Annotated in this window: 24 protein-coding genes; 9 read left to right on the forward strand and 15 right to left on the reverse strand. The window is 64.7% G+C overall.

All coding sequences use genetic code 11. The annotated features are described in order from the left end of the window. Positions 1-90: 90 nt before the first annotated feature. From MHX64_RS07370 to MHX64_RS07390, 5 genes are all read left to right on the forward strand, one after another. Positions 91-1,551 (forward strand): CCA tRNA nucleotidyltransferase, encoded by a 1,461-nt coding sequence (locus tag MHX64_RS07370; RefSeq protein WP_239356591.1) that lies wholly within the window; start codon positions 91-93, stop codon positions 1,549-1,551. Then, positions 1,544-2,149, forward strand: a complete 606-nt coding sequence (locus MHX64_RS07375) for a YqgE/AlgH family protein (protein WP_239356566.1) — start codon at positions 1,544-1,546, stop codon at positions 2,147-2,149. Before MHX64_RS07370 ends, MHX64_RS07375 begins: the two co-directional genes overlap by 8 nt. Then, positions 2,149-2,859 (forward strand): AzlC family ABC transporter permease, encoded by a 711-nt coding sequence (locus tag MHX64_RS07380; RefSeq protein ID WP_239356565.1) that lies wholly within the window; start codon positions 2,149-2,151, stop codon positions 2,857-2,859. Before MHX64_RS07375 ends, MHX64_RS07380 begins: the two co-directional genes overlap by 1 nt. Before the next feature lie 38 nt (positions 2,860-2,897). After that, positions 2,898-3,206: a branched-chain amino acid transporter permease gene (locus MHX64_RS07385; RefSeq protein ID WP_239356564.1), complete on the forward strand. Its 309-nt coding sequence runs from the start codon at positions 2,898-2,900 to the stop codon at positions 3,204-3,206. A gap of 135 nt (positions 3,207-3,341) precedes the next feature. After that, entirely contained in the window at positions 3,342-3,800 is a 459-nt protein-coding gene (locus MHX64_RS07390; RefSeq protein WP_239356562.1) for a hypothetical protein, read from the forward strand. A 6-nt stretch (positions 3,801-3,806) separates the two neighbouring features. On the opposite strand, the gene MHX64_RS07395 is transcribed toward MHX64_RS07390, so the two are convergent. The 12 genes from MHX64_RS07395 to MHX64_RS07450 form a co-directional block, all read right to left on the reverse strand. Next, positions 3,807-5,066: an HNH endonuclease signature motif containing protein gene (locus tag MHX64_RS07395; RefSeq protein WP_239356561.1), complete on the reverse strand. Its 1,260-nt coding sequence runs from the start codon at positions 5,064-5,066 to the stop codon at positions 3,807-3,809. A 449-nt stretch (positions 5,067-5,515) separates the two neighbouring features. Beyond that, on the reverse strand, positions 5,516-5,818 hold the full coding sequence (locus tag MHX64_RS07400; RefSeq protein ID WP_063937066.1) for a hypothetical protein: 303 nt from the start codon (positions 5,816-5,818) through the stop codon (positions 5,516-5,518). Between the two features lie 9 nt (positions 5,819-5,827). Then, positions 5,828-6,769 carry a bile acid:sodium symporter family protein gene (locus tag MHX64_RS07405; RefSeq protein ID WP_239356560.1) on the reverse strand — a complete coding sequence of 314 codons (942 nt, stop codon included), beginning with the start codon at positions 6,767-6,769 and terminating at the stop codon, positions 5,828-5,830. After that, on the reverse strand, positions 6,770-7,135 hold the full coding sequence (locus MHX64_RS07410; protein ID WP_194559906.1) for a Rieske (2Fe-2S) protein: 366 nt from the start codon (positions 7,133-7,135) through the stop codon (positions 6,770-6,772). It abuts the gene before it with no gap. Next, positions 7,132-7,947 carry a tryptophan synthase subunit alpha gene (gene trpA, locus MHX64_RS07415; protein WP_239356559.1) on the reverse strand — a complete coding sequence of 272 codons (816 nt, stop codon included), beginning with the start codon at positions 7,945-7,947 and terminating at the stop codon, positions 7,132-7,134. The genes MHX64_RS07410 and trpA overlap by 4 nt, the downstream gene beginning before the upstream one ends. Further along, entirely contained in the window at positions 7,948-9,144 is a 1,197-nt protein-coding gene (trpB, locus tag MHX64_RS07420) for a tryptophan synthase subunit beta (protein WP_239356558.1), read from the reverse strand. Positions 9,145-9,155: 11 nt separating this feature from the next. After that, a complete protein-coding gene (gene trpCF / locus MHX64_RS07425; protein ID WP_370642095.1) occupies positions 9,156-10,586 on the reverse strand; it encodes a bifunctional indole-3-glycerol-phosphate synthase TrpC/phosphoribosylanthranilate isomerase TrpF in 1,431 nt (476 codons plus the stop codon). Further along, positions 10,510-11,529, reverse strand: coding sequence for an anthranilate phosphoribosyltransferase (gene trpD / locus MHX64_RS07430; RefSeq protein ID WP_239356556.1), 1,020 nt, complete (start codon positions 11,527-11,529; stop codon positions 10,510-10,512). The genes trpCF and trpD overlap by 77 nt, the downstream gene beginning before the upstream one ends. Continuing rightward, complete coding sequence (locus tag MHX64_RS07435; protein ID WP_239356555.1) at positions 11,522-12,133, reverse strand: gamma-glutamyl-gamma-aminobutyrate hydrolase family protein; 612 nt, start codon at positions 12,131-12,133, stop codon at positions 11,522-11,524. The genes trpD and MHX64_RS07435 overlap by 8 nt, the downstream gene beginning before the upstream one ends. Further along, a complete protein-coding gene (locus MHX64_RS07440; RefSeq protein WP_239356554.1) occupies positions 12,130-13,632 on the reverse strand; it encodes an anthranilate synthase component 1 in 1,503 nt (500 codons plus the stop codon). Before MHX64_RS07440 ends, MHX64_RS07435 begins: the two co-directional genes overlap by 4 nt. A 185-nt stretch (positions 13,633-13,817) precedes the next feature. Further along, positions 13,818-14,027, reverse strand: coding sequence for a winged helix-turn-helix domain-containing protein (locus MHX64_RS07445; RefSeq protein WP_239356552.1), 210 nt, complete (start codon positions 14,025-14,027; stop codon positions 13,818-13,820). A gap of 6 nt (positions 14,028-14,033) precedes the next feature. Further along, entirely contained in the window at positions 14,034-14,465 is a 432-nt protein-coding gene (locus MHX64_RS07450) for an SdpI family protein (RefSeq protein WP_239356550.1), read from the reverse strand. Between the two features lie 105 nt (positions 14,466-14,570). Between MHX64_RS07450 and MHX64_RS07455 the strand changes: the two genes are divergently transcribed. From MHX64_RS07455 to MHX64_RS07465, 3 genes are all read left to right on the forward strand, one after another. After that, positions 14,571-15,803: a dicarboxylate/amino acid:cation symporter gene (locus tag MHX64_RS07455; RefSeq protein ID WP_239356549.1), complete on the forward strand. Its 1,233-nt coding sequence runs from the start codon at positions 14,571-14,573 to the stop codon at positions 15,801-15,803. Positions 15,804-16,024: 221 nt separating this feature from the next. Further along, positions 16,025-17,719, forward strand: coding sequence for an ATP-binding protein (locus MHX64_RS07460; protein ID WP_239356548.1), 1,695 nt, complete (start codon positions 16,025-16,027; stop codon positions 17,717-17,719). A gap of 68 nt (positions 17,720-17,787) precedes the next feature. Then, positions 17,788-18,495 (forward strand): hypothetical protein, encoded by a 708-nt coding sequence (locus MHX64_RS07465; RefSeq protein WP_239356547.1) that lies wholly within the window; start codon positions 17,788-17,790, stop codon positions 18,493-18,495. A gap of 63 nt (positions 18,496-18,558) precedes the next feature. Here the strand turns inward: MHX64_RS07465 and MHX64_RS07470 are convergent, their stop codons facing one another. The 3 genes from MHX64_RS07470 to MHX64_RS07480 form a co-directional block, all read right to left on the reverse strand. Next, the gene (locus MHX64_RS07470) at positions 18,559-18,984 is read right to left on the reverse strand and encodes a hypothetical protein (RefSeq protein WP_194559895.1); all 426 of its coding nucleotides are present in this window, start codon (positions 18,982-18,984) and stop codon (positions 18,559-18,561) included. Positions 18,985-19,177: 193 nt separating this feature from the next. Then, on the reverse strand, positions 19,178-19,594 hold the full coding sequence (locus MHX64_RS07475; RefSeq protein WP_194559894.1) for a hypothetical protein: 417 nt from the start codon (positions 19,592-19,594) through the stop codon (positions 19,178-19,180). Between the two features lie 158 nt (positions 19,595-19,752). After that, on the reverse strand, positions 19,753-20,220 hold the full coding sequence (locus MHX64_RS07480) for a hypothetical protein (protein WP_239356546.1): 468 nt from the start codon (positions 20,218-20,220) through the stop codon (positions 19,753-19,755). 104 nt (positions 20,221-20,324) lie between these two features. Between MHX64_RS07480 and MHX64_RS07485 the strand changes: the two genes are divergently transcribed. Then, entirely contained in the window at positions 20,325-21,764 is a 1,440-nt protein-coding gene (locus tag MHX64_RS07485; RefSeq protein WP_239356545.1) for a DUF5129 domain-containing protein, read from the forward strand. Positions 21,765-21,819: the final 55 nt, after the last annotated feature.

Raw genomic sequence — 21,819 nt, forward strand, 5'->3', positions numbered from 1 at the left:
TGTCATGCTATCGGTCTTTCGGCCGGTTGTGGTACTTCCCGCGCGGGGGTGGCGGGTATCGTGTCCCGGGTGACGCAGAAGCTCTTCGATATGCCAGACCCGACCGACCCGCTTGCCGCCCCCGCGCTGATGGCCAGGGCGCAGGATGTCGTCGCCAAGCATGCTGCTCTGCTTGAGCCCCTCGCGCAACTGTTTTCCGGCCGCGGCGAGACCTTATATATGGTCGGCGGCTCCGTGCGCGACGCGATGCTGGGCCGCGGGGTGCACGACCTCGACTTCACCACCTCCGCGCGCCCCGAGGTGATCCAGGAGATCCTGGACGAGTGGGGCGAGAAAGTGTGGGACACCGGCATCGAGTTCGGCACCGTCTCCGCCATCCGCCACGGCGAAACCGTGGAAATCACCACGTTCCGCTCGGACCTCTACGACGGCGTGACGCGCAACCCCGAGGTCACTTTCGGCGACACGCTCGAGGGCGACCTCGTCCGCCGCGACTTCGCCTGCAATGCAATGGCCATTGAGCTTTCGCTTGACGACGAGCTCCGCCTCTCCCCCACCTTCCACGACCCCGTCGACGGGTTGGGCGACCTTGTTCACCAGGTCTTGGACACCCCGCAGGAGCCCGAGGTGTCGTTCCGCGACGATCCGCTGCGCATGCTGCGCGCCGCCCGCTTCGTCTCCCAGCTGGGCTTCACCGTGGCGGACCGGGTGTTCGACGCGATGTGCGACATGGCCTCGGAGATCGGGCGGATCACCGCCGAGCGCGTGCAGGCTGAGCTGGACAAACTCATGCTCGGCGCCCGTCCCTGGGAGGGCATCGACCTGCTGGTTTCCACCGGCGTGGCTTCGTATATTTTGCCCGAGATTCCCGCGCTGCAGCTGGAGACCGACGAGCACATGCAGCACAAGGACGTCTACCGCCACTCCCTGACCGTGCTGCGCCAGGCCACCGAACTCGAGGACGAGGGCCCGGACCTGAAGCTGCGCTGGGCGGCGCTGATGCACGACATCGGCAAACCCGCCACCCGCGCGCCCAAGGAAGGCGGCGGCGTGACCTTCCACCACCACGAGGTTGTCGGCGCGAAGATGGTCCGCAAACGCCTGAAGGCCCTGAAGTACCCGAAGCACGTCATTTCCGACGTGGGCCAGCTCGTGTTCCTGCACATGCGCTTCCACGGCTTCGGCGAGGGCCAGTGGACCGACTCCGCCGTGCGCCGCTACGTCACCGACGCCGGCGAACTGCTTCCCAAGCTGCACAAACTCGTGCGCGCCGACTCCACCACCCGCAACGCGAAGAAGGCCGCGCGCCTGCAGCGCACCTACGACCACCTGGAGGAGCGCATCGCCGACATCGCCGCCAAGGAGGACCTCGCGCGCGTGCGCCCGGACCTGGACGGCAACGAGATCATGCAGATCCTGGGGCTTGAACCCGGCCCGGAGGTGGGCAAGGCGTGGAAGTATCTGAAGGAGCTGCGCCTGGAGCGCGGCGAACTTGAGCACGACGAAGCCGTCGCCGAGCTGAAAGCCTGGTGGGAGAGGGAAAATGCCTGAGTATTTCTACGCAGACCGCCTGTTCAACGCGCTTGAGCGCGTGGAGCCTGAGCCGGGCATGCTGCTCGTCTCCGCCCCCGGCATGTTCTCCCCCGAGTTCGCCCGGACCGTGGTGCTGGTGCTGGAGCACGACGCGGACCACACCCTCGGCGTAGTGCTCAACCGCCGCAGCGAAGTCGCCGTCGCCAACGTGATGGACGCGGGTTGGGCCGAGCTGGCCGCCAAGCCGCAGGCCGTGCACATCGGCGGGCCGGTCAGCCCCGAGTCCGCGGTGGGCCTGGGCGTGACCGCGGCCGGCGCCCCCGAGAACCCCTACCTCAACCGCCTGGCCAACCGCCTCGTGCTCGTGGACCTGAACGCCTCTCCCATCGAGGTGAGCGAGCTTCTCGACGGCATTCGCATCTTCGCCGGCTACGCCGAGTGGGCGCCGGGGCAGCTCGACGACGAGATCCTGCGCGGCGACTGGTTTGTCACCCCCGCCCTACCCAGCGACGTCGTCGCTCCTGCCGGTGCGGATTTGTGGGGTGACGTGATGCGTCGGCAAGCAATGCCTTTGCCCCTCTTCGCCACCTTCCCCGCGAACCTCGAGGACAACTAGTGGCCGTTTCACGTGAAACATCGGCGGAGATTCGGCTGGGGCTTCGCGACACTTGGCTGGTCGCCCTCGGGTTGGTGCCGCTCGGGCTGGCGTTCGGCCTGCTCATGACCCAGTCCGGCTTCGCGTGGTGGTGGACCCCGATCTTCTCCACCGTGATCTACGCCGGGTCCATGGAGTTTTTGGCCATCGACATGGTCCTCACCGGCGTCGGCCCCGTGACCAGCGCGATCACCGGTTTCATGGTGAACTTCCGCCACCTGTTTTACGGGCTGACGTACCCGCGCTCGGAGATCCGCCGGGGTGTGCCGTCGGCGTACGCCACCTACGCGCTCACCGACGAGGTCTACGCCATCACCTCCACCCTGCGCGACCGCCCCTCAGGCCCGCGTCTGCTCACTATCTCCGTCGTGTGCCAACTGGCGTGGGTGCTCTCCGGTATTGCCGGCGCACTTGCCGGGGCGGTGATCCCAGCCGGCGTGGAGGGCTTCGACTTCGCGCTGACCGCCCTGTTCGCCGTCCTGGCCTACGAGGCTTTCCAGACCAGCCGCGACCTGTCCGCCCCGTTGATCGCAGGCACCCTGGCGCTGGTGGCGGCGTTGCTGCTGCCGGGCCAGGTGATCATCCTGGCGCTTCTGTCCTACTTCCTGGTGCTCGTCCTGCGCTTCTGGTTCCCGCGTGTGGACGACTCCCTTTCCTGGCGGCTGCCCTGACCGGCAACATCGGGCTTCCCGAAGGCGCGACCCCCACCATGGTCGCCGCCGTACTTATCCCCATCGGCATCGTCACCGTACTCCTGCGCGCCCTGCCGCTTTCCATGTTGCGCGTGCTCAAGGGTAGCCCGTTCATCGACTTCCTCGCCGTGCTCATGCCCGTCGGGGTGATGACCGTCCTGGTGGCCTACACCGTGATCGGCCACGCCCACTCCCCCGCCCACCTCGCCTCCGCGCTCATTGCGTTAGCCGCCACCTTGCTCCTGCACCGCTGGAAGCGTCGCGCGGACCTGTCCATCTTCGCTGGCACTGCCCTGTACATGGTGTTGGTCAACCTGGTGTTTTAGGGGCCAGACGGCGTAGGCGTGCGATTCATATCGTTTCATCTGATAAAAGTCAGGTGACCTGCGGTGATGTGTGTTTTACTGACGCAGTCCGGTTTTCTGGCAATCACACTCATGCATCGACCAAGGAGATCCCCCATGAAGCGCATCACCGCCGCCGCTCTGGCCGCAACCACCGCCCTGTCCCTTGCTGCCGTGCCGGCACAGGCAGTTGAGATTAACGGGAAGGAAACCGGTGGCTATGGCCATAAGTCTTCTTCGCAGGTGACCTTCCCTGAGATGGAAAACTACATGGATGCCGCCACCGCAGCTGAGCGGGACAAGAAGGGCGAAGGTCTCTCCGCCCCGTTCCTTGGTTCCGCCCAGAGCGGCATCTTCGAAACCGAAACTGGTGAGGAAGCCGCCAACCAGGGTGCCGTAATGAACTCTTCCTACCGGAACGACGCTAACCGCGGCTACAAGCTCGGCACCACCTACGACATCCTCGTTGGCACCGGCATCGCCGCAGGCGTCCTGGCACTGGTCGGCGCCGCCGCGGCCGCAGCGGGCAAGATCCCGGGTGTCCCGGGTGTGCCGGCCGTTGAGCAGTTCTTCTAAGCCTCACTAGTCGTTGAAGGACCAGTTGCACTCCTCCATGGTCCGCATGGTGTCGTTACGCTGCGGCAGGGAGTAGTTCGTGGACACGAACCGCGTCCCGTCGCGGTAGACGAAGTGGATGTCTGAGTGCTCCTTCAGCGTCTGCAGATACCCCTCCGTAACCAGGGAGTGGCAGGCGGAGCACAGCGGCAGGAGGTTCTCCAGGTCGGTCAAGCCCCCGGTGGCCCAATCCTCGATGTGGTGGATCTCGATGAAGCGCGTGTGCGTGCACCCCGGTGCCGCGCACTGCCCACCCCACATCGCCAGTAGCGCGTTGACCTGACCGTTTGTGGCCAGGCGCTGTTTGCGTCCGGTGTTGAGGACGAGGCCGTTGGAGTTGACCGTCGATAGGCGTATGTCCGCATTTGCCAGCAAGCTTGCAATGGCTTTCGACGGCGCGCCCACGTTGTTGGGCATATACCCGCGCCCGTCCGGTGTTGCCAGAATGTTCACGTGCGCACCCGGCGTGGTCAGCGTGTTGCGCGGCGTCGTGCGTGCCATGTGGACGATGCCCATGAGCGCCCGCAGCAGCATGCGCCCGATGGGCAGCCCGTAGCCGGAGACCGTCTTCCGCGCGGGTCGGTTTTCCTCCACCTCCTCGGCGCGCTCGAGGGCAATGTTGATTTCCCCTTCTACCTCGGGGTCCAGATCCTCGAGCACCTCGTCGATATCGCAGTACGCGATCTCCCCGATCTTCAACGCGGCGATGAACGCGGCGCCGTCCGCTGCATTCATATTGCCGTGGAACGCGATATCGCCGTTTTCGCGCTTGTGCAGGCTCAGATAGTACTGCGGGCTGTCGTCGCCCTCCCCGTCCTGCGGCTTCTTCCCGGCCAGCGCGCATTCGAGCTCGTGGAAGCCCATCCCGAGGGCGAGATCGACCAGCTCACGCTCGTTTTCGATAGTCATGTACTTCAGAAGCAACCGCACCACCGAGTAGCTCAGCGCACCCTCGGTGAAGTGTGTGTGCAGGTACTGAAAGGGCCGCAGGCGGTGCGCGACGCTGACGTACTCGTGGGCGGTTGAGGATGACACGCCCAGGCGGCGCATGAGGAAGTGCGCGGTGGTCGATGAGCCACATTCGATAGCAAGTGCGAGTTCATCAAACGTTTGAATTGCGGACAACAACTCCGCTTTGCTCTGGGTCATTGCGCGGTGCGAGTCTTCGATTTGCTGGCTTAATGCGATGGCGATGGGGTTGGGTTCTGTGGCAACTGCGGCGGTCATTTCGGGCCCCCTTGAGGCGAATGCGAGTTCGATTGCAGACATTATAAAACTCGCCCTCGACATTTCTCTGACCTGCGGTAATGCGGTTTATAGCGATTGCTATAACTTGTCGGCAACTCCGCATTGCGGACAAGTGGGAACTCACCAACTATTGGCAATTGCTTATCGACGTCAGCTCCGCCCATGCCCGCCCCTCAGACCACTCCGCAACTCCGCATTGCGGACAACTCCGGCCCCACCAACTATTGGGGTCCACCAACGAAAAGGCCCGCGCCGCTGACAGATCGAGCTAGGGTGCGCGGGTGCGCCACGGTGCCCATGGGTTGGTTGGCCCGGACGTTGACGTGGAACTCCGCATTGCGGACAACCCCGGCCCCGCCAACTATAGGGATCCACCAACGAAAAAGGCCCGCGCCGGAGTCGGGGCGGGCCGGAGGGACGTCGATAGGCTATTGCAACTTTGCTTGAGCCTCGGACCAGAGGCCCTCGAATTCCTCCTCGCTGAGGTGGGTGGCCGTGATGCCCTCCATGGAATCGTAGGTGCGCGGGTGTGGGACGGTGCCCATGGGCTGGTTGGCCTGGCCGATGACGCGGCCGTCGACGTAGATGCCGGTGATGGTCTCGGCGGGGTCGAGTTCGATCATACGGACCATGGTGCACTCGTGGGCTGAGATCTCCTCGAGCTCGGCGATGTTGAGCAGCTCGCCGCCGAGTTCGGGGACGTTGTAGTGGATGCGGACGAAATGTTTCACGTGAAACTCCTAGGAAATTCGGGAGGCGTACGCGGAGCAGATGACCAGTTGGCACATGTGGTAGATCATCAGCGGGATGATCAGCACGCCGAGCGAAGCGCCGCCGAAGATGACGGTGGCCATGGGCAGGCCGGTCGCGAGCGACTTCTGGGTGCCGCACATCTGGATAGCGACGCGGTCCTCGCGCGGGAAGCGCAGCGCCTCCGGGAGGATGCGGGTAAGCCACAGCATAGCGACGACCAGCACGCACGAAAACACGGTGAGGAACACGATCTCCCACGCGGAGACATTCGACCAGACGCCGGAAACGACGCCGCGCGAGAACGCGGAGTAGACCACCATCCAGATGGAGCCGCGGTCCACGATCTTGGTCGCCTTCGACTTGGCTAGCTCCCCCACCCGTGGGACGAAGTTGTGCGCGAGCTGGCCCAGGATGAACGGGAGGAGCAGCTGCAGGGCGATGTCGCCGAACACCGAGGCGTCCACGGACACCCCGTCGCCGGCGCCCATCAGCCACATCACAAGCAGCGGCGTGATCACCACGCCGACGAGCGAGGACACCGACGCCGCCACCACCGCGCCCGAGACGTTGCCGCGCGCGACGCCGGTGAGCGCCACCGAGGACTGGACGGTGGACGGCACCAGCGACATGAACAGCAGGCCCTGGTACAGGTCCTCGGACATGAACGCCACCGTCGGTCGGGCGAGCAGGCCGATAATCGGGTAGATCACAAACGTGAACGCCAGGATCAGCGCATGCAGGCGCCAGTTGGTTAGGCCCTTCAGTGCCTCCTGGGTGGACAAGCGCGCGCCGTAGAGGAAGAACAGCAGCGCGATGCCCAGCTTCACCGCGACGGCGAACCCGTCCGCGAACGCACCCTGGGCGGGCAGCACGAACGCGAGCGCCGCCGCGGCGACGATGCCGACGAGAAGCGGGTCGAGCTTCTTCATCTACTCGGAAACGGAGACTTTGTCGCCGGCATCGGTCACGGGAACCTCGCGCATGCCGGTGACGGCCGGGCCGGAGACGCGGGCGCCGTCGGCGATGCTGAACACCGAGCCGTGGGCGGTGCACTTGACGGTGTCGCCCTCGACCTTGGTGATCTTCTTCTGCTGGTGCGGGCACACGCTGGAGTAGGCGACGTAGGTGCCGGCGGTGGGCTGGGCGATGATGAACTTGTCCAAGATCACCGCGGAGCCGACGGGCACGTCGGTCTTGGCAACTTCTTCGGGGGCCGCTTCTCCACAGGCGGCGAGGAACGCACCGGCAAACGTGGTTGCGGTGCCGAGCAGGAACATGCGTCGTGAACAGGTCATGATGCGATCGTAGCGCTCTTCATGGCGGCGACGTACTCGGTCAGCTCGGTTTTCAGCGCGTCCTTATCGGTCACGCGGTTGCCGTCGATGTACTTGTCGATGATGTTGGTGATCGCCGAGCCGGTGATCGCGCCCGCGGCCCCCGCGGCGATCGCGTCGCGCACGTGCTCCGGCTTCGAGATGCCGAAGCCCAGCAGCACCGGGGCCCCGCCAAACTTCTGCACGTTATCGACGACCTCGCGCAGGCCCTCCACCGTCGCCTCCTTGTCCGCGCCGGTCACGCCGTCGCGGGAGATGGCGTAGATGTAGCCGCGCGAGTTCGCGGCCACCGCCTCAAGCGTTTCCTCCGAGGCCTTCGCCGGGGCGATGTAGATCGGGTCGATGCCGGCCGAGGTGGCGGCTGCGCTGAAGGGGGCGGACTCGCGCACGGGGACGTCGGGAAGCAAAACGCTGTCCGCACCCGCCTCCTTGAACTCGCGGTAGAAGCGCTTCAGGCCGCGCGCGTGCGCGACGTTGCCGTACACCAGCATGCCGATCGGCAGGTCCGGGTAGCGCTCGCGGATGGTGCGGATTTGCGCAAGCGCCTTATCGACGGTCGCTCCGCCCGCCAACGCCCTCACATGCGCACCTTGGATAGCTGGGCCGTCCGCGACGGGGTCGGAGAACGGTACGCCGAGCTCCACGGCGTCGGCCCCGGCGTCGACGACGGCGGAGACAATCTCCACCGCGTCTTCCGGGGTCGGGTCCGAGAGCATGATGAAGGGCACGAACGCGCCCTCTCCGGCGGCGAAGAGTTTCTCGTAGCGGCTCATTTACTTTTCCTCTCTATCTGCAAGCGTTGCTCGCACGTGGGCGATGTCCTTGTCTCCGCGGCCGGACAGGGTGACCAGGATGTGCAGCGGCTCGGCGTCCGCGGGGTGCTCGGCGGCGCGCTTGAGCGCGTACGCGAGCGCGTGGGAGGACTCGAGCGCGGGGATGATGCCCTCGTGGCGGGACAGGGCCTGGAAGGCGTCGAGGGCCTCGTCGTCGGTGACGGGCACGTAGGAAGCGCGGCCGGACTTGGCCAGGTGGGCGTGCTCCGGGCCCACGCCGGGGTAGTCCAGGCCGGCGGAGATGGAGTAGGACTCCTCCACCTGGCCGTCGCCGTCGCACATCAGGTACGAGTACGTGCCGTGGAGCAGACCGGTCGTGCCCTGGGCGATAGCCGCGCCGTGGGCGCCGAGGCCGAAGCCCTCTCCCCCGGGCTCGGCGCCTACGAGCTCGACACTGGTGTCGTCGATGAAGTCCGCGAAGGTGCCGATCGCGTTGGAGCCGCCGCCGACGCATGCGACCACCACGTCCGGCAGCCGTTCGGTGCGCTCGAGGATCTGGGCGCGGGCCTCGTTGGAGATCACCCGGTGGAACTCTTTGACAATCTTTGGGAACGGGTGCGGCCCGGCCGCCGTGCCGAGGAGGTAGTGGGACTCGTGGAAGGTGGCGGTCCAGTCGCGCAGCGCCTCGTTCACCGCGTCCTTCAGAGTGCCCGCGCCGGATTCCACGCCGACGACCTCCGCGCCCATCAGACGCATGCGGTACACGTTCGGCGCTTGGCGTTCCATGTCGGTCTTGCCCATGTAGATCACGCATTCCAGGCCAAGCAGCGCACAGGCGAGCGCGGTGGCGGTGCCGTGCTGGCCCGCGCCGGTCTCCGCGATGATGCGGGTTTTGCCCATTTGCTTGGCAAGGAGCGCCTGGCCGATCACCTGGTTGGTCTTGTGCGCGCCGCCGTGGACGAGGTCCTCGCGTTTGAGGAAGATGCGCGCGTTGCCCTCGAGCGGCAGGTTGCGGCACTCGGTCAGCGGGGTGGGCCGGCCGAGGTAATCGCGGAGCAGGCTACGGTACTCGTCCATGAACGCGTCGTCGTTGAACGCGTCGACGAAGGCTCGCTCGAGCTGGTCGAGCGCCGGGATGAGCGATTCGGGGACGAACTGTCCGCCGAACTCGCCGTAGTACGCAGGGAGCAGGGTCATTGTGTCAGTCCTTAATTGTGGAAGTCGCGGATGGTGGCGAAGCCGCATCGCAATGCGGCGGCGTCCTTGTGTCCGCGGGGGTCTTCGAAGCCGGAGTTGAGGTCGAGTCCGGTGCAGCCGGTGCGCAGCGCGTCGGCGAGGTTGGCGGGCGTCAGCCCACCGGCGAGCAGCGCATCGGTGGTGGGGATGCGGGACCAGTCGAACCGCTCCCCCGTCCCACCGGCGCCGGAATCGAGCACTAGCTTGTCGACGAGCTCCGCCACGCCCGCCGCATCATTGGGCCCCGTCATGTCGATAGCGCGCCACACTTGTACGTCGACCTCGCCGCGGACACGCTCGATCAACGCGCGTTCCGCTTCGAGCGAGCCCTGGTACGGGGCGTGGACCTGCACGGCGCTGATCCCGTGGATCATGATTTCGTCGTAGCCTTCGGTGCGGCGCGACACCGCAACGTAGTCGAGGCCCGGTTCCGCGGCGATGATTTCCGCGGCCGTTTCACGTGAAACATTGCGCGGGGACCCCTCCTCGAAGATCAGCCCGCCGTAGACAGCGCCGGCCGCCTTCGCCGCCTGGGCCGCGGATGCCGAGCGCAGGCCGCAGACCTTGTTCGGCCCGTAGACCAGTTCGCGGCAGGCGCGGTCGATGTCCGGCTGGGAGGTCAGCTGCGAGCCGACGAGGAACCCGTCGGAGTGCCCGCCGAGCCTGCGGACGGTCGCGGCGTCGCGGATGCCGGACTCGGCAACCACCACTGCCCCGTCCGGCGCAAGTGCGGATAGGCGCGCGGAGCGGTCGAGGTCGATGGATAGGTCGTGCAGGTTGCGGTGGTTCACGCCGAGAATCTTCGCGCCCAACCGGGCCGCCCGAGCTACCTCGTCCTCGTCGATGACCTCGGTGAGCACGTCCATGCGCAAAGACTCCGCCACCGAGGCGAGGTGCGCGTACTCCTCGTCGGAAAGCACCGACAGCATCAACAGCACCGCGTCGGCGCCGAAGTAGCGGGCAGCGTAGATCTGCACCTCGTCGATGATGAAGTCCTTGCACAGCACCGGTAGGTGCGTGGTGGCGGCGACGGTGGCGAGGTGGTCGTAGTCCCCGCCGAAGTAGTCGGGCTCGCACAGCACGGAGATCGCGGAGGCGTAGCGCGAGTACACGCTCGCGATCTCCCCCGGCTTGTAGTCCTCGCGGATGGTGCCGAGCGAGGGTGAGGCGGACTTGCACTCCATGATGTAGGAAGCGCCGGGGGCGGCCAGGGCGTCGTAGAGGGAGCGCTCGGAATAACGTAACGTGTCGAAACTAACGTGACCCACTCGCTCGCGTATTGCGTCAATGTGACGTTTACGGTTCGCCACAATTTCGGTCAAAATCTTAGCCACTGTAGTCCGCCTCCTCGTGGGTGCGCAGCCACTGGGCGACGGAGCCGTCGGCAAGCAATTGCTTTGCATGCGCGGTGCCCTCGGCGAGCGAGTCCGCCATGCCGTAGAGGTAGAACATCGCGCCGGCGTTCGCGGCAACGGCGTCGCGGTGCGCGGCCGGCCCCTCCCCCGCAAACGTCGCGCGCATGGCGGCGGCGTTCTCCTCGCCGTCGCCCCCGCGGAGGTCCTCGAGCGTATGCTTATCGACGCCAAGCTCCGCCGGCGCCACCGTATAGTGCGAAATCTCGCCGTCCTTGAGCTCCCAGACGAGGGTGTCGCCGTGGACCGCGATCTCGTCGGTGCCGGCGCCGTGAACGACCAGCGCGCGGGAACGGCCGAGCGTTTTCATGGTCTCCGCAATAGTGGGGCCTAGCTTAGGATTGGCTATCCCCATTATTTGGAATTCAGGCCTTGCGGGACTCAATAATGGGCCCATCGTGTTAAATAACGTGCTCACGCCGAGTTTTTTGCGCACCGGCTGCACGAAAGCGATCGCGGGGTTGTACGCCGGGGCGAACAGGAAGGTGAAGTTCGAGGACTCGAACTGGCGCACCGCGCGCTCCGGGTCGAGGTCCAGCGGGATGTTCAGAGCCTCCAACACATCGGCCGAGCCGGACTTGGAAGACACCGAGCGGTTGCCGCACTTGATCATCTTCACCCCGCCGGCCGCGGCCACAAGCGAGGCGGCGGTGGTGATGTTGATGGTGTTCGCGCCGTCGCCGCCGGTGCCCGCTGTGTCCATGATCCCCTTGCCCGTCACCGGGAACGGCCGTCCCGCGTCGAGGAAGGCTTTGGCCGCGCCCGCGATGTCGGCGAAGGTCTCGCCACGGGTCCGGATGGTGGCGAGCAGTGCCGCGATGTGGACGTCGTCGTAGTCGCCGACGGTCAGCGGGGTGAACGCCTCAACCGCGTCCTCCAAGGTCGGGGCGGGGTTGTCGATAAAACGGCGAAAGATCTCTACGTGGTCAGCCATTGTCGCGTCCTTTCTGCAACAGGTGTTCCACACAGCGCTCCAGCAGCTGGGGCCCTGCGGGGGTGAGGATGGATTCGGGGTGGAATTGGAAGCCGATGGAGTACCCGTCGTCGGTCTCGGCGACCATGATCACGCTGCCAATTTGCGTGTCCGTCCAGGCCAGCGGTGTGATCCCGGTCGGCGCCTCGGTCGCGCCCAGGGAGTGGTAGCGGGCAACAGGCACGTCCAGGCCGGGTTGGCCGGGGGCTCCGCCGACCGTGAGGCCGTCAAAAAGCGGGTGTGGAGCCGTAAGTCTCATCGGAACCGAGGTGCCGTGCTCCGGGCCGCACGGTTGCACGCGACCGCCGAAGTGCTCGATGAGCGCCTGGTAGCCCAGGCAGATGCCCAGGATGGGGATTCGGCCCTGGGCGCGCTCGATCACCTCCATCATGCAGCCGGCGTCCGCGGGGTAGCCGGGGCCCGGTGAGAGCACGATGAGCTCCGGGTCCGCGCCGAGCACCCTGTCGGCGGAGACGGTGTTGCGGTAGACCACGGTGTCGAAGCCGGCGAGCGCGTCGACGAGGTTGTAGACGAAAGAGTCCTGGTTATCCAGCAAAACGATCACTTGTGCACCTCCAATTCACGGCCCGCGGCGAGCGCCTGGAGCACCGCGTAGGCCTTGTGCAGGGTCTCGTCGGCTTCGGCCTGCGGGATGGAGTCGCGCACCACGCCTGCGCCGGCCTGCACCGTGGCGACGCCGTCGGCGACGAACGCGGAGCGGATGACAATGCAGGTGTCGAAGTCGCCGCTGCCGTGCAGGTAGCCCACCGCCCCGCCGTAGGAGCCGCGGCGTGTGCCCTCCACCCCGCGCAACAGCTCGGTCGCGCGCAGCTTCGGCGCGCCGGTGAGCGTGCCCATGTTCATGCAGGCGCGGTAGGCGTCCAGCGCGTCCAGGTCTGAGGCAAGCGTTGCGGTGACCCGGCTGACCAGGTGCATCACGCGGGAATAGCGGTCCACCTGCAGCAGCTCGCGCACTCGCCGGGTGCGAGGCTCGGCCACGCGCGCCATGTCGTTGCGGGCCAAGTCCACCAGCATGGTGTGCTCGGCCACCTCCTTGGCGTCGGTGCGAAGCTGCAGCTCCATGCGCGTGTCCAGCTCGTGGTTGACCGTCCCGTCGGCGTTCAGTCCGCGCGGGCGTGTGCCGGCGATCGGGTACAGCTCCACCTGGCGCGTTGTGTGGTCGAACTTCAGGTTGGACTCCGGCGAGGCACCGAAAAGCTCGTAGCCGGGCCCGCGCAGGTAGAACATGTACGGCGAGGGGTTGGACTCGCGCAGTCGGCGGTACGCCCCGAACGCGTCCGCGCACTCCGCCGTGAACGCCCGTGCCGGCACCACCTGGTAGATGTCCCCGTTGGCGATGTGCTCTTTGAGCCCCTCCACGTCTGCGCGGAAGTCGGCGTCGGACACAGTTGCCTTGACGACGGCACGCTCCGCGCTCTCGGTGGTGGGTTCGTAGGCGGGCACGGGGGCGTCGATAAGCGACGCGAGCGGCTCGAGATCGATGCCCGCACCATGCGCATCGACGCCCGCGAGGTACGCCGTGGACGTTTCGTGGTTGACGCGCAGGAGCACCTCGGCGAGCACGAACTGGAAATCCGGGTACGTGTTCGGGCCAGCCTCCACGAAGGGCAGCCGCTCGAAAGAGTCCAGGTAGTCGTAGGCGAAGCCGCCGGCGAGAAACGGGAAGTCCTCGTTGCCGTAACCGGCGCGCGTGGTAAGCGCGCGGAGCGCGTCGGCGGAGGACGGGGCGGTGAGACGCTCGCGCTCGTCCGCGGCGCGTGATGCGGGGAACTCGTAGACGCCCTGCCCCACCCGGTACTCCTCAAGGTCCAGGTCCGCTGCGATGACCTCGCCAGATGGGGTCAGCGGCTCCACGGTCACGCGGTTGCCGGTGCAGGTCACGCGCATAGACGCGCGCAGCACCGCCACGGACTGCAGGCCGTTACGGGTGGTGATGTCGGCGGACTCGAGCAGCACGGAGTCTTCCGCGTCGAGTCCGCCGATGTGGGCGAAGAGGCTGGCCACGTCCTCGTGGTAGCGCACCTCGCGGTGGGTGTATTGCATGTGGTCCTCGGTTCTGTCGTATTCGTTGCACCGAGGGTGAAAAAAGGCCCGCGGCGCTTGGGGTGCAAGCTGGCGGGCCGTGACTTCGAAGGGGGCGCGCCAGTTAGGCGGGCCACCACCAGTTCAAAGAAGTCATGTACGTCACAATTGACAACTATAGCGGAACCGGTATTCGACCGGGAATTTTATTCAGGAAGGCGGTACTTTCCGCGCGGGGCTGAGGCGACCAGGCCGTCCACCTTCAAGCCGGTAATGGCGGCGTGGGTGGCAATCTCCGGGTTCGTGTGCGGGGCATCCACTAAGCCGCGGCGGACAATCTCGGCGGCGATGTCCTTGTACGCCATCGGCTCCCCCGCCTTGCGCAACACGGTCAGGATCGCTTCTTGCCAATTCATGCGAACCTACTTCTGGTCGTCGGCGTGGCCGGCGGCTCGTCGCAAAGCATCGATGTTCACTGCGGGCTCGGGTTCCTCCGCCTGCTTCTCACGCGCCTGCTCCACCGCCACGGCCGCACGCGCGCCGAAGTTGCCGCCCAACGAGGCCGCGACAACGGCCGCCACCAGCGCCACCGCCGGCAGCACCCACATCCACCCGGAGGCGATGAAGGAAAAGGCAGCGCCGAACGCGAGCGCCACACCCGCCAACACCCAGAACGGGCCAGCGACCTTGTGAGCCTGATCCCAGATCGCGCGGTCCTTGCGCACCGCCGGGACGTGCAGGCCGAACCACTTGTTGCCCGGCAGGTTGCCCACGGAGGCCATCGCGCCAGGGATGAGCAGAAGCAGGGTCAGCAGGATAAAGATGATGCCGACAACGACGTTGAGAGTGCTCATATTTTCAAACGGGCTCATAGCTCCCAAGCATACGGCGAGGGTAGACACGAAAGAAAAGCGCTCAAAAATGCAGTTTGCTGTATAATTACCGGCTACTCTGGACACATGAAAAGTAAGTTCTTAGGGTCGCTACTCTTCTGGGTAGTTGTCGCCATCATCCTCGGGTTCTTGTGCAGCCTGTTCTTCCCCGACTGGCTGGCCCGTGTCTTTATCACCTTCAACGGACTGTTCTCCAACTTCCTCGGCTTCTTTGTGCCGGTGCTGATCTTCGCGCTCATCGCGCCCGCCATCGCGGGCCTAGGCCGTGGCGCCGGCAAGTGGCTGGGCATCACCGCGGGTGTGGCCTTCGGCTCCACCGTCATCTCCGGCCTGATCGCCTGGGGCACCGGCACCGCGTTGTACCCGAAGCTGCTGGCCGGCAAGGACTTGATCACCAACGTGGCCGACCCGGACGAGGGTGGCCTGGCCCCATACTTCACCGTCGAGATGCCGCCGCCGCTGGCGATTATGTCCTCGCTGCTGCTCGCCTTCGTGGTGGGACTGGCCATGACAGCGGTGAAGTCGGACAACCTCTACAACGTGCTGCAGGAGCTCAACGACGTCGTGCTCAAGGTCGTGGTCACGTTCGTGATCCCGCTGCTGCCGCTGTATATCTTCGGCACCTTCCTGGGCCTGGGCATGAACGAGAACTTCGGCGACACCATGGCCGCCATGGGTGTGGTGCTGCTGCTGTCCGTGGTCATGACCGTGATCATCGTGCTGCTGCAGTACTTGGTAGCCGGCGCGGTCGCCGGCGTGAACCCGTTCAAGGCCCTGAAGAACATGCTGCCGGCGTACTTCACCGCCCTGGGCACCTCATCGTCCGCCGCGACCATCCCGGTCACCTACGAGTCCACACTGAAAAACAACGTGGACGAGGACGTCGCCGGCTTCGTGGTTCCGCTTTGCGCCACTATCCAGCTGTCCGGTTCGATGATGAAGATCATGCTCTACGCGCTGTCCATCGTGTACATGGCCAGCCTGGACGTCTCGGGCGGCGAGATCTTCGGCTTCATCCTCCTGCTGGGCATCATGATGATCGCGGCCCCGGGCGTGCCGGGCGGCGCCATCATGGCGGCCGCCGGCCTGCTGCAGTCCAACCTGGGCTTCGACGACTCGATGCTCTCGCTCATGATCGCGTCCTACATCGTGGTCGACTCCTTCGGCACCGCCGCCAACGTCACCGGCGACGGCGCGGTCGCGCTCATCGTGAACAAGTTCGCGTCGGGCAAGATCCACAAGCAGTCGCCTATCGACGAACCTTCGGCCGCCCCCGCCACCGGCTCCACCGCCGTGTAGCAGTCCCCTGCTGCCGCGCTGAACCGCCCTCCGGGGCGGTTTTCTTTTGCCGTGTTTCACGTGAAACTATGGGCCGTCACTGTATTGAGAAGGGTCCTCACTGTAAAAATGAGCGCGTCACTGTATGAAGTGACGCGAAAAAGGGCTCTCACTGTAAAAAGTGACGGAGAAACGGGGCCTCACTGTAAGAAACGGGTTAAAGTGAGGGTATGAGTCAGCGCATGGATGACATCATGGCCCGGTTGCGACGGCAACGAAACGATGATCACTGCATTGAGGCGAAGTCTGGAACGGGGAAACTCGATACCGCGTTCTGGAAAGCGGTGAGCTCTTTTGCCAACTCCAAAGGCGGAGTAATCGTCCTCGGTATCCAGGAAAATCAACGTGACGGTAGCTTCACTCCGGCGCCGGGGTTTGACTCTGCCCGTATGAACGACCAACTCATTAGTGCGCTGCGCCAGGGGCAAGAGAAGCCTCCTGTGACACCCATCCCCCGTTTCGACATTGAGACTGACGAGGTCGATGGTTCTCCGGTGATTCTGGTGTGGGTCCATCCGATGCGGGGTGACGCACAATTGGGCCAGCAGATGCCCTGCTATGTCACAGCTCAAGGACTGCGGGATGGCGCGTACAAGAGGGTTTTGGATGGGGACCAGAGACTGTCTAGCTACGAAGTGTTTCAGCTCACGACGCTGTACACGCCAGACCTCTCGGAACTCTCACCCATTAGTGAGGCTGGCCTCGACGACTTAGATGGGCAGGCATGGAGGGGCCTAATCGAATCGCTGGAGAAACGCGGTTCTCGTATCCGCCTTGGGACGACCGGTGACGCTGAAGTCCTGGAACGTCTCCACGTACTTGACGGCGCTGGCCTCCCAACTCTGGCTGGTGGTTTAGCTCTCGGACGCTACCCTCAACAATTTTTCCCGCAGTTGTTCATCGACGTGGCTGTGCACCCTTCACCAGAGAAGTCCGTCTCGGAAACCAGGTTTGTGGATCGAGCCCATTGCGACGGTCCCCTGCCGCTCGCGGTGGAGGACGCAATTAAGGCGGTAATGCGCAACCTTCGAACACGTTCAGTGGAAGTGGGATCGACCATGGTCGACGAGCCCGAGATTCCCGAGATCGCGTTACGCGAGGCGATTGTGAATGCGGTGATGCACAGGGATTACAGTCCCCAAGTTCAAGGTCGCCAAGTGCAGGTGGATGTGTACCCCGATCGAGTTGAGGTAAACAGTCCGGGTGGTTTGTGGAGTGACCGGACGGTGGACAACATCGATGAAAATCGTTCGGTGAGCCGTAACCCATCGCTCGCTAATCTTCTTAGCAACCTGCCCACTCCTTCAGGGTCAATGCGTGTGGCGGAGAATCAAGGGAGCGGCATCCAACGAATGCGTAAGGGTATGGAACGCTACGGTCTGCCTCAGCCACAATTCGATGCGAGGATTGGTGAATTCACCGTCACCTTGTATCGCTTCGGAATTCTCAATCCAGAGGTTTCGCAATGGCTGGCCTCCGTGGCGCCAGGAAGTACGCGAGAGGAGCAGATCGCTCTGGCTATCGCTCAAGAGCTTGGTGGTGTGTCGGTCAAGGAGCTGCGGGAACATATCGGGCTCGACAGTGATGATGCACGTGAGCTGCTGGGTGACCTGGCCGATCGCAATCTGCTCAGGGAAGGTAGCTCCAGCGACACTTTCGTCCTTGCAGTTGGCGAACCTGAAGTCGACGAAGCCGATCGAAGGCTGATTTCCTATCTCACGGAAGTTGGGGAAGCTGCAGCACGCGATATCGCGGACCATCTCGGAGTGAGTGTAAATTCCTTGCGCCCCAGGCTCCGAAACTTGGTTGACGCCGAGGAAATTGTCCCCACCGCACCACCGACGAGCAGGAACCGAAAGTACCGCCTTCCCGACTAGGTTTCACGTGAAACATCGCCGATCTCCGCACCACCCCTCGCCCTGCCCAATCGACTACCCTCTTGCGCATGCCCTTCGAGATCGTCACTACCCACTTCGTGGCACACGAGCGCGACCTGGAGGAGGCGTACGCGCTCTACCGGCAGCGCATCGAAACCAGCGGCGCTGTCATCTCGGCGGTCTCCCCTCGCCCCCACCCCATCGAGGACGAGTTCACCCTCTGGGACCTGCGCTGCCAGGCCGCGTACGACAACCTGCCCGCCCCGGACCAGATGCGACTGTACGAGCTCAACGCGCTCGTGGACTTCGCCACCACCAACCGCGACAACGCCATCGAAAAATTCTTCTTCGAGGACCACGACGCGCCGACGCACCTCCCTGCCAGCCTCGGCGGGCTGATGGACCTCACACTTCGCGACGAACCGCAGGGCACCCTGTCGCTGACCACCATCGTCTACCTCGGCTCGCCCGAGCACATGCTGCTGGCGCAGAAGCTTTTCGACGATACCGTGGCCGACCTCAACGCCGTCGCCTACCAGCCGTACGTGGCCCCGCTCGAGGGAACGGAGCATGCGGGGTTGGTCGGCCCGCTGTGGTTGAGGGATGCCACGTTAAACATCATCGGTAAGGGCGACGGGCACTTCTCCCCCGGCAAGGATGCGTGGGCGGGATGGTTGTTGACGTCGGATGGACCGGAGGACGTCGATAGGCAGTTGCACGAACGCATCGACGCCGACGCCGTGGTGATCACCCGCGCGGTGCAAGAGCCGTTTTAACTACGAAAAAGCACCGGCGCGGAGGAAGGGATACTCCGTGCCGGTGCCTTTCTCGTGTTGCGCTTACGGCGTCATCTGCGGGCTCAGCGGATCAACCTGCTCCGGAGCCTCTGCCCCACCCAGCGGGGAGTCGGTCATCTCTGCGCCGCCGAGGCCGGTGTCGCCGGATGCGGAGCCGCCCGCGGAGGAACCGCCGACGGAGGAGTCGCCGGACACGGCGCCGCCAGCGGAACCGTCAGACACGGAGCCGTCTGCGGAGGAGCCGCCGACCGAGGACCCGCCCGCGGAAGAGCCGCCGACCGAGGAACCGTCGGATGCGGAGCCGCCGGAGGAAGAGCCGCCGGAGACCGGGTCCTCCGAGGTGATGGCGTCGGACGGGTTGACCCCGGTGGTGTCGGTGTCACCGTCGCTGTCGTTGCAGGCGGTGAGGCCGGCGGTAGCCAGCACGAGTGCGGTAGCCGATGCGGCAATACGAGTGTTTGCGGACATAATTCTCCTTCTCGTGTCGGATTCATCCCGGGGTGTCTCGCCCGGATCACAAACTTTCTACGGGGCCTATCTGCGAAACCCTTGTGAGCGGAGGGAGAACTCTCGTACTGGTACGTAGCAGAACAATAACCCGGCCCCTACGCAGCAGGAACCGGGTTATTTCGGGTACGCGGCTAAGCCGGATGAACCCTATTTACATCGGTAGGCCCGGAATGGCCGGGAGGGAAAGACCCGGGATGGAGCCGGAGAACGCTGCTGCTGCGCCGAGCAGTGCAACGAGGGCGAGCGGCACGCCGATCAGGACGCCCAGTGCGGAGGAGCGGTACTCGCTGTCCTCGTGGGTCAGACCCTTGATGCAGACGCCGGAATCGGTGGAGCTGCCGACTCCAGCCTCTTCGCGGGACTCGTCAACAATCTTCTTGAGACGCTGCTTTTGCTCTGCGGTCGGAGCTTTGTCGATTTCCCCCTTGATCTCTTTCTGAGCCTTGAGGCACTTCTGGTACGCCTCGGAGGACCCAACCTTCTCATCGCCTTCAGCGGCAAAGGCCGGTGCGGTCAGAACGGACACGGACATGGTTGCTGCGAGGGCAGCGGAAGTGATGCGCTTCATGGTTTTCTCCTTATGTAGGTTGAGTTACCTGCAACGCAGTTAACACGTGTCCACGAAAAGCTTTCAAGCGATTCAGGGAAATGTGTCCAAACCGTGACACGAAAAAACGGCCCGCTCCCTGAACGGGAACGGGCCGAGGATCGCTCAGGCGAGCCGAATTACATCGGCAGGCCCGGCAGGGCCGGGAGCTGAACACCCGGGATGGCGCCGGAGAATGCTGCGGCGGCGCCGAGCAGTGCAACGAGGGCGACCGGAACGCCGATCAGCAGGCCCAGGATGCCGGGCTTGGTGTCCGGGTTGTCGATGAGCTGCTGGATGCACTCGCCGGTGGCGTTGTTGGAGCCCTTCTCCTTGCCCGGCTCGGCCTTGTCGCCGTCCTTGCCGGTGGCCTCCTTGCCAGCGGTGGCTTCCTTGCCCTTCTCGGCCTCAGCCTTCTTGTCCTCCTTGCACTTCTTGTACACCTCGGAGGAGCCGACCTTCTCGCCAGCCTGGTCGCCTTCAGCCTGGACGGAGCTGCCCTGGTTCTCCTTGGCCGGGGTGGTGTCGGCGTCGGCTGCGAAGGCCGGAGCGGACAGTGCGGACAGGGACAGGGTTGCTGCGACTGCAGCGGTGGCGATGCGCTTCATGGCAATCTCCTTAAGTAAATCGGGTACCTGCCAGTGGTTCTGACACGTGTAGATAAGACATCGTCAACCCGTCACATCGCGTTACACCGGGTTACCCTGGACACATGGGATTGATGAAAGAGATTGCTGCTGTCTTTGGCGTCGCCGCACTTGTCGGCCTTGGTGGTGCGGGTGCCGTCTACAACGCCATCGACGCCCCGGAGCGCGATCAATTCACCGTCCAGGCAGCGGGTGCGCCGAGCGCGACTATCGACGACCCACAGGACGCGCTCACCCCCGAAGACGAGCAGCGCCTCCAGCGCGACACCGCCAACATCAACGCGGCCGATGTGGTCACGGATCTCCACTACATGGTGTTCAAAACCAACCACGAGAACATCCTTGACGACGTGGAGGAGCTGCTGCGCTCGCAGTACCCCGAGCTGATCGACCAGTCCAAGGGTGAAAACGGCCGCCCCGCCGACGGCGTGCTCATTGTGGGCGTTGGCCTGGATCCGCGCCAGGCGTTCATCTACGGAGGCGACGATGTCACCGAGGAGCTCATGCTTAACGACGACTCGTATCGCGAATCCCTGCTCGATGCGATGAAACCCGGCGTGAAGGAAGGCAACATCCCATCCGGCCTGTTCCGCACGGCGAACTTGGCCATGGACGCGGACGGGCTTTCGGACCGGAAGTTCAACGACGCGAAAAATGACCGAGGCGGAGCGATCGTCGGCGCTGGCATGGGCGGGTTCGGCGCTGCCACCGCGGTTGGTGCGGGTGTGGTGACGGTGCGGAGCAATCGTCGTAAGGCAATTGCGAAAGCCCGCGAGGACTACGAGCTTGTCACCCACGAGTACACCCGCCTCGCGGGCCGCCTGGACGAGGTGGACGTGCGGGCGAACTCGCTGTCCTCGGCGTTTGCGGACGAGACGCTGCGCCGCCAGTGGGCTGAAGTGCGCGACCGCTTCCTGGGCATGAACGAGCTGGTGCACGGCGCGCAGGGGCTGAGCTCGATCAACATGGATGACGACAAGGACGTGTACAAGCACCGCAAGCAGCTTGCGGACGCCGCCGAGTCCGTGGACCACGTCTCCAACGCCGAGGACAACATCGACCGCCTCTTCGGCGTCGAACACGGCGATGCGGCCACGCGCCGGGCGGACCTGAGCACCATCCGCGAGGACGTGCTGCGCGCCCGCAGCGAGGTGAAAGATAGCGGGCTGCGCCAGGAGCTGGACTTGTTGATGCAGCGCATCGAGGCGCTGGACGCCAACCCCTCCTCCCCCACCTACGTGGACGACTTCGTGCGCGTGCTGGGCGACTACCGCGTGATCCTGGACCAGGTGAAGAAGAAGCAGTTCAGCGACGTCAAGGAGCGCGAGAAGCTCACCGCGCCGGCGGTGTACGAATCCGGGTTCTGGTACGGAGGGTACGTCCCGTACGTGCACATGCAAGCCTGGCACGAGTCCAACGTGAAGGCGGATCAGGCGGCATCCTCGAGCAGCAGCTCGGTGTCTTCCTCGGGATTTAGCGCCGGGGGCGGCAGTTCCAGCTTCTAAATGTGTGATCTGCAACACATTTCGCTTTTCAACTTTTCTTTAATCAATCCGTGTT

Origin of the sequence: Corynebacterium sp. ACRPZ, from assembly GCF_022346205.1 — a bacterium.
Lineage (GTDB): Bacteria > Actinomycetota > Actinomycetes > Mycobacteriales > Mycobacteriaceae > Corynebacterium > Corynebacterium lehmanniae.

Bases quoted from the DNA above. Each gene is read 5' to 3' on its own strand.
- trpA (WP_239356559.1), bottom strand. From the start codon at position 7,947: ATGAGCCGCTACGAGAAACTCTTCGCCGCCGGAGAGGGCGCGTTCGTG.
- MHX64_RS07440 (WP_239356554.1), bottom strand. From the start codon at position 13,632: ATGCAATACACCCACCGCGAGGTGCGCTACCACGAGGACGTGGCCAGC.
- trpCF (WP_370642095.1), bottom strand. From the start codon at position 10,586: ATGCAAAGCAATTGCTTGCCGACGGCTCCGTCGCCCAGTGGCTGCGCA.
- MHX64_RS07395 (WP_239356561.1), bottom strand. From the start codon at position 5,066: ATGACCGCCGCAGTTGCCACAGAACCCAACCCCATCGCCATCGCATTA.
- trpD (WP_239356556.1), bottom strand. From the start codon at position 11,529: ATGGCTGACCACGTAGAGATCTTTCGCCGTTTTATCGACAACCCCGCC.
- MHX64_RS07475 (WP_194559894.1), bottom strand. From the start codon at position 19,594: ATGAAGCGCATCACTTCCGCTGCCCTCGCAGCAACCATGTCCGTGTCC.
- MHX64_RS07485 (WP_239356545.1), top strand. From the start codon at position 20,325: ATGGGATTGATGAAAGAGATTGCTGCTGTCTTTGGCGTCGCCGCACTT.
- MHX64_RS07410 (WP_194559906.1), bottom strand. From the start codon at position 7,135: ATGACCTGTTCACGACGCATGTTCCTGCTCGGCACCGCAACCACGTTT.
- MHX64_RS07385 (WP_239356564.1), top strand. From the start codon at position 2,898: ATGGTCGCCGCCGTACTTATCCCCATCGGCATCGTCACCGTACTCCTG.
- MHX64_RS07470 (WP_194559895.1), bottom strand. From the start codon at position 18,984: ATGTCCGCAAACACTCGTATTGCCGCATCGGCTACCGCACTCGTGCTG.
- MHX64_RS07405 (WP_239356560.1), bottom strand. From the start codon at position 6,769: ATGAAGAAGCTCGACCCGCTTCTCGTCGGCATCGTCGCCGCGGCGGCG.
- MHX64_RS07480 (WP_239356546.1), bottom strand. From the start codon at position 20,220: ATGAAGCGCATCGCCACCGCTGCAGTCGCAGCAACCCTGTCCCTGTCC.
- MHX64_RS07445 (WP_239356552.1), bottom strand. From the start codon at position 14,027: ATGAATTGGCAAGAAGCGATCCTGACCGTGTTGCGCAAGGCGGGGGAG.
- MHX64_RS07465 (WP_239356547.1), top strand. From the start codon at position 17,788: ATGCCCTTCGAGATCGTCACTACCCACTTCGTGGCACACGAGCGCGAC.
- trpB (WP_239356558.1), bottom strand. From the start codon at position 9,144: ATGACCCTGCTCCCTGCGTACTACGGCGAGTTCGGCGGACAGTTCGTC.
- MHX64_RS07450 (WP_239356550.1), bottom strand. From the start codon at position 14,465: ATGAGCACTCTCAACGTCGTTGTCGGCATCATCTTTATCCTGCTGACC.
- MHX64_RS07460 (WP_239356548.1), top strand. From the start codon at position 16,025: ATGGATGACATCATGGCCCGGTTGCGACGGCAACGAAACGATGATCAC.
- MHX64_RS07375 (WP_239356566.1), top strand. From the start codon at position 1,544: ATGCCTGAGTATTTCTACGCAGACCGCCTGTTCAACGCGCTTGAGCGC.
- MHX64_RS07370 (WP_239356591.1), top strand. From the start codon at position 91: ATGCCAGACCCGACCGACCCGCTTGCCGCCCCCGCGCTGATGGCCAGG.
- MHX64_RS07455 (WP_239356549.1), top strand. From the start codon at position 14,571: ATGAAAAGTAAGTTCTTAGGGTCGCTACTCTTCTGGGTAGTTGTCGCC.
- MHX64_RS07390 (WP_239356562.1), top strand. From the start codon at position 3,342: ATGAAGCGCATCACCGCCGCCGCTCTGGCCGCAACCACCGCCCTGTCC.